Annotated in this window: 5 protein-coding genes; 4 read left to right on the forward strand and 1 reads right to left on the reverse strand. The window is 43.7% G+C overall.

Annotated elements, in window-relative coordinates; genetic code table 11:
• The 4 genes from PX484_RS04545 to PX484_RS04560 all read left to right on the forward strand — a co-directional run.
• A partial coding sequence (locus PX484_RS04545; RefSeq protein ID WP_288103007.1) for an MBL fold metallo-hydrolase occupies positions 1-681 on the forward strand: 681 nt, incomplete at its 5' end.
• A 2-nt stretch (positions 682-683) separates the two neighbouring features.
• Complete coding sequence (locus PX484_RS04550) at positions 684-3,920, forward strand: tubulin-like doman-containing protein (protein ID WP_287668965.1); 3,237 nt, start codon at positions 684-686, stop codon at positions 3,918-3,920.
• Between the two features lie 438 nt (positions 3,921-4,358).
• Positions 4,359-5,285: an ornithine carbamoyltransferase gene (gene argF, locus PX484_RS04555; RefSeq protein WP_069475144.1), complete on the forward strand. Its 927-nt coding sequence runs from the start codon at positions 4,359-4,361 to the stop codon at positions 5,283-5,285.
• 132 nt (positions 5,286-5,417) lie between these two features.
• Positions 5,418-5,843, forward strand: coding sequence for a hypothetical protein (locus PX484_RS04560; RefSeq protein WP_108935920.1), 426 nt, complete (start codon positions 5,418-5,420; stop codon positions 5,841-5,843).
• A 50-nt stretch (positions 5,844-5,893) separates the two neighbouring features.
• Here the strand turns inward: PX484_RS04560 and malQ are convergent, their stop codons facing one another.
• A complete protein-coding gene (gene malQ / locus PX484_RS04565) occupies positions 5,894-7,396 on the reverse strand; it encodes a 4-alpha-glucanotransferase (protein WP_287766853.1) in 1,503 nt (500 codons plus the stop codon).
• Positions 7,397-8,053: the final 657 nt, after the last annotated feature.

An 8,053-nucleotide genomic window follows, 5' to 3' on the forward strand; every position in this document is an offset into this window, starting at 1 on the left:
CCCGGACTAGGGGACTATCTGCGTGCTTGTGCTAAGTATTCCTATACTAATTTAGCCAATCGGGTGCGTGTCCATCCCGTTTCCCCCGGCATACTCTACGAAGATGAAGAATTTACCGTCTCCTGTCAGCTATTAAAACATCGTATTCCCGCCCACGGTTATCGCATCGCCGAAAAAGACCGTCCTGGACGTTTTGATGTGGAAAAAGCCAACGCTTTAGGTATTCCCCCCGGACCAATTTACGGCAAGCTGAAAAAAGGGGAAACTGTCACCCTCCCCGATGGCAGAAAAATTCGCGGTCAGTCCCTCTGCGGGGAAACGGAAATCGGCCGTAAAATTGCCTATTGTACTGATACTATTTTCTGTGAAGGCTCGATCAAATTGGCACAGAATGCAGATGTGCTAATTCATGAGGCGACTTTTGCACACCAAGATGCCGGGTTAGCCTTTGAAAGTGTTCATTCCACTTCGACGATGGCAGCCCAGGTGGCCTTGGCAGCCCGGGTAAAATTGTTATTAATGACCCATTTTAGTCCCCGTTATCTACCGGGTAATTCTCTGGATATTTCCAATCTGTTAGAGGAAGCGCGGGCGATTTTTCCTAACACTAAATTAGCCTACGATTTCCTCACCTACGAAGTCCCTCGCAACCGTCAAGAAATGGCCTTAGGAGTTAAATAATTATGCCAGCAGCAGTAGAAGAAAAAAGCATGGTTCCCACGGTTTTAGTGGGTATAGGTGGCACTGGTAACGAAATTTTATCGCGATTGCGTCGTTTAATCGAGGAAAGTTATGGCAGTTTGAGCAATTTTCCGATTGTCAGTTTTTTGGTGGTTGACACGGATAAGGATTATAAAATCAGTAATCCTGAAGCTGCTGGCAGTGCTTTTAAAGATAACGAAAAACACTGGGCCCGGGTGAGTGGAAAACAGGTACAGGAGATGGTATCTGACATGGATAGATATCCCTGGATTAATAGTTGGTTTCCCCCGGAATTAGAGAGAAATATTACTTCCCTGGAAGCGGGAGCGGGACAAATTCGCGCCTGTGGCCGTTTTGCTTTATTTTGTAATTATCATGAGATCCAAAGAAAATTTCTGGATGCGGTGAGACGGGTAAAAGGACAAGAAAACTTTATGCTCGATCGCTATGGAATTAAAGTTAATAATACTGCTATTAATGTCTTTACTACGGGGTCTTTAAACGGTGGTACAGGTAGCGGAATGTTAATCGATCTAGGCTACTGTATTCGTAATTGGTTACGCGGGGAAAGTAGTCCTTTGAGTACGGCAATTGTTCCCACTCCTGAAGCATTTGCGGGGATTAGTGTCGGCGATCGAGTTTTGGCTAATGGTTACGCTGCCCTGATGGAATTAAATTACTTTTCTGACTACAGAACCGAATACCATCAACAGTTTAGCAGCGGTTTGGTCGATGAAGTTGTTAGTAAGTTACCCCCCTTTGATTTTACATATTTAGTGGGGACAAAAAACGGCGAAGGGGATTTTAAACTCGGTCAAATTCGGGAAATGATCGCCCAAAATATTTTCCTAGATATGACCTCTGATTTTGCCCCCCATAAGCGTTCCATTAGAGATAATATTAAGGGTTCTTGGGCGCAAGCTGACCCCGGAGGTCGCGGTTATCCTAAGCAATTTATGAGTTTTGGGCTATCAACTATTGAAATTCCTATTGCCCAAATTCGTGCCTCCTTATCGGAACGTTTAGCCAAAGATTTAATTAATTGGTGGCTGAATGATGCCGTGATTTTACCCGCTCAAATGTTGGACTTAGTAAGAGGTGATATCCTCAAAAGAATGCGCTTGAGCGAAGGGGAATTAATTATGGATTTATGTGCCGACAAGGATCGCTCTTTAATTGCCATAATCTCCCAATGGATTAACGAAACTCGTCAGGAAATCAATCAAGATAATTGGCTATCTTGTACCAAACAGGGTGTTAATATTTTAGGCAATGAACAGGGAAAAATTCTCCAATTTATTAATGATTATTTAACGCCAAGAGTCGAGGAATTTAAACGCAATCATTTACTAGAATTGAGTCCCGATGAACGGCTGCACGGCGATTACCTGAAAAAGATTTATAATAACCGGGATGAAATTATTCAACGGGGTAAAAAGTCTCTAGAAATGGAGTTTTATAATATCCTTGAGGATCGGAACCGTGGGGTAAAATTTGCCGAGAGTTTTATTGTTTCAGTACGACAAATCTTCACCGACATAGCAGAAAAATTCCGTCGCGATCAAGAACAGGTTTGGAGTCAAAATGAAAGTAAACGTCAACGAGAATATGATACAGCTTTAGCAGAAATTAATGATCTGAAAGATAAACTTCATATCTCGAAAAAAGATAAGATGGAAGAATATTGTGAACAAGCTTTAACGGGATTGGAAGGCCATTTAATGGCCAATATTCAACGAAAAACCAGAGGTGCAGGAGTAGAGGTTATTAATCGTTTACTGGAACATCTTAATCAATTAGAAAGCCGGTTTAATCGCTTTCGTCAGAAATTAATTCAAAGTCGCGATCTATTTAATCTCCAGTCTAATCAACAGATTGATAGTGCCGATGCTTTGTTAATTAATGGGATTAAAATATTTGACAGACAAGAATTAAATAGTCTTTATCAAGACTTGATCGAACAATTTGCCTCGGGGATTGCCGGTAACAAAAATGCCTACGATACAGGTATGGATAACCTTTGTTTACCCCTCTCAGAAGAGATTTTAAAGCAATCTAGCCCCCTCTGGAAAGAAACGCGCCGCGCTGATGAAAATATGCGTTTATTTGACATCACCGAGATTGCCGATATTCGTCAAGGAGATTTTCAACAAGTTATCATAAACCAAGCTAATCAATTACTACAAAATGCCCCCGTTAGTAGTCGAATTCAGCAGGAATTAGCCGCTTGTGATCGCTTGTTAAAAATTTATAACAACGATGCCGATATTATCAATAATCTTCGCATTGCCTACCAAAAATCGCGACCCCTAATTATGCTCAATCCTGCGGTTTTGCGGGGAAAAGATGCGGGTTTTACGCCCCAATTAAATCAAAATGTTGCCCTGATTGGGGGAAGAAATACCAATAACCCTGCAGCCCAAAAAATTATTCCGAAACTGCGGGAATTTATCCCCAACGAAGACGACATTAAACCCTTGGCAGAAGTGGAAAAACATCGTCTTGTCTTCGTGCAGGAAATTGGCGGTTTTTCCCTACGCTGTCTCGAGGGAATGCGAGAACTGCGGCAATCCTATCAGGACTGGAAAGGAGAATTTATTCTCGCTAAACGCGCCCAACAAATGGGAGAAAATCGCGATTTACCCATCCCCGTGCATATCCAAAAGGAACCTCCTTTCTGGGATGTTTTTCCCGAAGATCCGAGTATTTATCAATTGGTGGTGACAGCCCGGGCTTTAAAAGTGCTTTTTCCAGAAGTCAATCGAGTCACTAATGAGAAAACAATTCGCTATGAAATTAAAACCGCAACGGGATTAAAAAAAGTCGATATCGCTACCAGTTGGGAAGATGCGGTACAGGTGTTAGAAGTAAAAGCTTGTCGCGAAGATAAGGAAAAAATTCAAAGTCAGGTGACAGCTAAGTTACAGGCTGCAGCCACTCCCGAGAAAAAACAAGCTTTGTATCGGACTTTCATTGAATATTTACAACAACGTTCCGAGGAATTAACAGGAGGAAAAGATAATACAGAATATAAACGGGAAGATGCAATTATTTTGCAGTTAATCCATAACTATAAGTTGGATAGCGGTGGAGAAATTCCTCTTTCTCCGGTGACGGAAGTGGCTAACCCAGCTTTAATTATCTGCGGTAATTGTGGACACAAAAACCCGCCTTCGTCTAATTTTTGTTCTAAGTGTGGGGCAAAATTAGTTAAGTAGAAATTAGATTTTGGGTTTGATCCCCCCTGCCCCCCTTGATAAGGGGGGTGCCGATAGGCGGGGGGATCTACCTTGATAAGGGGGGTGCCGATAGGCGGGGGGATCTACCTTGATAAGGGGGGTGCCGATAGGCGGGGGGATCCGCCTTGATAAGGGGGGTGCCGATAGGCGGGGGGATCTACCTTGATAAGGGGGGTGCCGATAGGCGGGGGGATCTACCTTGATAAGGGGTGAATCTGACAATGTTTAACACCTACCTAATTTAACAGAAAAAGTGAGGATGTTAGTCCAGCTAACACCCCCAAAATGAAAATTTTCGGGAAAAATTGCCTAATAGCGAAAAAACTGGATTATAATAGGGTCTTTACTCAAGATTTTTGCTAACCGCTAACTGCCATAAAACCCAATCAAGACCCCTGTTTATCGAGAGAAAAACCAATGGTAGCCACTTTAAAAGGACGAGATGTTTTAAGAATAACCGACATGAGTAGCGAAGAAATCAGCGCCCTACTCAATCTATCGGCACAGCTTAAAGCTGGTAATCTTAACCCTAGCTGCAAAAAAGTCTTGGGATTGCTATTTTATAAAGCTTCCACCAGGACGCGGGTTTCCTTTACCGTCGCCATGTACCAGTTAGGGGGACAGGTGATCGATCTTAACCCCAGTGTAACCCAAGTGGGGCGAGGGGAACCCTTAGCCGATACAGCCCGGGTACTCGATCGCTATCTCGATATTCTCGCGGTTCGCACCTTTAAACAAGAGGATTTAGAAGCTTTTGCCAATTACTCGCGCATCCCGATTATCAACGCTTTAACGGATTTAGAACATCCCTGCCAGATATTAGCCGATTTACAGACTATCCAAGAGACTTTTCAGACTTTAAGGGGAATTAACCTCACCTATGTGGGGGATGGTAATAATGTCGCTAATTCTCTCCTCTTGGGTGGTGCTTTGATGGGGTTAAATGTGCGGGTTGCCTCCCCCGCAAACTATCAACCGGATGGGGAAATTGTCGCCAGCGCCCAGGCTATTGGCGAGAAAACCGGTAGTAAAATCTTAATTACCGACGATCCCGTTACTGCTGTAAAAGACTCTCAGGTGGTTTATACTGATGTCTGGGCGAGTATGGGACAGGAAAGCCTCGCTGATGCCCGAATTCCCGTTTTTCAGCCCTACCAAGTCAATGAACAGCTAATGAGTCACGCTGACAAAGACGCGATTATTCTCCATTGTTTACCTGCTCACCGGGGCGAAGAAATTACCGACGGGGCGATCGAGGGTGTACAATCAAAAGTCTGGGAACAAGCGGAAAATCGGATGCACGCCCAAAAAGCTTTAATGGTGAGTTTATTGGGATTAATCTAGCTCCCGATGCTCAGTTACTAAAATAATTATTAAACTCGATCATCAATCATCCTAAGACCTGTCCGACACCAGAAGTTAACGCTAGGATTGATGGTAAGAGCAATAATCAGGGCAGCCTCCACACCTAACTATATGTCAGACACCTCCGCCGTTAAAAAATATCTCGCCCATTGGTTTCAATTGGGAAAAAAAGTTATTTGTCCCAAAAACCAAGCTATGCTATTTCCGCTGCCAATTTTCAATGCTGATCGCTATTCGTCGGAGTTTGAGGATTGTTGGCAAAAAATGCTTGATCCTCAAAGTGGCGATTGTTACCTAGAAGGTACTCAACAAACTATCCAAGACTTACTTTCCCCTCAATGGGAATTTCATCCCTGCGCTCGTTGTACTATACCTGTACCAATTGAAGTGATGGGACAATCGGGTTTATCCTGTCCTTGCCATGATTTGAGTAATTGGCCCAATTTAGAATTACCCCTACCCCATTTACCCGTCAATAGTCAAGAAAATCTCGATCGCATCCGGCAAAGATTGCTAAAAAATTCTCCCTCACATTAACCGGACAAAAAGAGACGTTAGGGGTAACGTCTCGACAAAAGGGTTGAGATTTAACGATTTCTGCCAAAAAGATTGACTAAATCCCGCAATCTCTCGCTATATTCTCCGGTTAAAGCTTCCTGACGATAGCGCCATGACCAATTCCCTTCTGCGACACTGGGGGTATTCATACGCGCATCGGATCCTAAACTTAACACATCCTGTAACGGTACGATCGCCTGATTAGCCACGGAACTATAGGCCAGTCGAATCAGATCCCAAGCCACTCCCTGACCACTGGGAGCGCCAAGATATTGATAAAGTCGCGCTTTTTCGTAGTCGTTGGCGTTATCCTGAAACCAGCCCACAGTAGTATTATTATCGTGAGTGCCGGTATAAATCACACAGTTGCGTTCGACGTTGAAAGGAAGATAGGGATTACCCGCATCACCCCCAAAAGCGAAGTGGAGAATCTTCATCCCAGGGAAGGCAAAGTGATCGCGAAAATCTAAGACTGCTTGGTCAATATCGCCCAAATCTTCGGCAATAATCGGCAATTTACCTAAACGAGCGCCAATAGTATTAAAGAGATCATAACCCGGGGCCTTGAGCCAATGACCATTAATAGCATTTTCCTGGCCAAAAGCCACCGCCCAATAGGCCTCTAATCCGCGAAAATGATCGATACGGATGATATCGACTAGGGAAAGAACCGCTTTTAAACGGCGTACCCACCAGTCAAAGCCCGTATTTTTGAGATAATCCCAGTTATAAAGAGGATTTCCCCATAATTGCCCCGTTTCTGAGAAATAATCTGGGGGAACCCCGGCCACTTCCAAGGGATTACCGGTTTGCGGATCTAGTCGGAAAACCTGCGGATTTGCCCAAACATCGGCACTATTATGGGAGACATAAATGGGGATATCACCGATAATCTCGATACCGAGGGAGTTAGCATAGCGTTTTAGGGCTAACCACTGCTCAAAAAACTCAAATTGCAGGAATTTGTGCAGAAAAATCTCCTCTTGTAACTCCTGTTTCGGTGTTTCCAACGCACCCCAATGACGTTCGCGAATTTCTGTCGGCCATTCCATCCATGCTTTACCCTGGTAAGCGTGGGATAAAGCCATAAATAGGGCGTAATCCTCTAACCAATCGGCATTGCCAGCACAAAAGCCGGCAAACTGTTTGTAAAGAATTGTGTCAGAACCCTTGACAAAATTGCTCGCCGCCTTTCTAAGTAGGGGAATTTTCCAAGCGATCAATTTATCAAAATCCACTTGATCGAGGGGAAAATCGGGAATATCCTCGAAATCTGCGTCACTAAGCAGGTTTTTCTCCCGAAGAATGTCGAGACTAATCAGGAGATGATTGCCGGCAATGGCACTAAAACTCATGTAGGGAGAGTTACCGTACCCTGTGGGGCCTAAAGGGAGAATTTGCCAGAGTTTTTGACCACTTTGAGCCAAAAAATCGATAAATTGATAGGCTTCCCTACCTAGTTCTCCAATCCCGTAACGACCGGGGTGACTGGTGGGATGAAGCAAAATACCGCTAGAACGGCTAAAAGCCATGAAAAAACCCCCTTATCAATGATTCGGTTAGCAGTTATTAAGTAGGTGGGTGGAATTAAATATAAAATGAACGTAGGTTGGGTTGAAGCATGAAACCCAACGCCCGCATGGGTTACGCTACCGCTAACCCATCCTACAAATAATTGTGCCTACCTACTTAAGTGTTTAAAGCTGAATGCTCACTGCTATCTCCAAGCTAACCCGATCTCGATCGATAACGGCAATACTTAACAACTTTATTAGACCTATAGTAGGTAGGCGCAATTAAAGTTATGGAATCCTCTTCGGGTTTCGGCTTCGGCACGAGGGACGATCTGCCGTCCGCTCTCTCCCGCGTAGGTTAGGATACGACTTTGAACCCTTCTGCTCTCTGTTGGTTTAGGCATGAGATAAATACGCTCTACTTAGATTTTTTTGTATTGGCGAGTGGTTCGGTAAGTCTGATGAGGATCGTTCAATTTTTCTGGGTTTGTATATTCAAGCTCTCCCTCCTGGATCAAAGGTTTAATATGCTCGCATATAGCGTTTTCAAATAAGACATGAAAAAGCATCGTAATTGTGGAGATTAGGAAAAGTAAATAGTTTAAGGTTGATTAAAAGATTAAATATCTTCTTCATAATCCCAAAATTTTTACAGAAACGGTAGCATCTCCTTAC

Origin of the sequence: Microcystis sp. M49636_WE2, from assembly GCF_030065375.1 — a bacterium.
In the GTDB taxonomy this organism is placed as follows: domain Bacteria; phylum Cyanobacteriota; class Cyanobacteriia; order Cyanobacteriales; family Microcystaceae; genus Microcystis; species Microcystis aeruginosa_C.

Coding starts and splice junctions, on each gene's coding strand:
- PX484_RS04550 (WP_287668965.1), top strand. CDS start 684: ATGCCAGCAGCAGTAGAAGAAAAAAGCATGGTTCCCACGGTTTTAGTG.
- argF (WP_069475144.1), top strand. CDS start 4,359: ATGGTAGCCACTTTAAAAGGACGAGATGTTTTAAGAATAACCGACATG.
- PX484_RS04560 (WP_108935920.1), top strand. CDS start 5,418: ATGTCAGACACCTCCGCCGTTAAAAAATATCTCGCCCATTGGTTTCAA.
- malQ (WP_287766853.1), bottom strand. CDS start 7,396: ATGGCTTTTAGCCGTTCTAGCGGTATTTTGCTTCATCCCACCAGTCAC.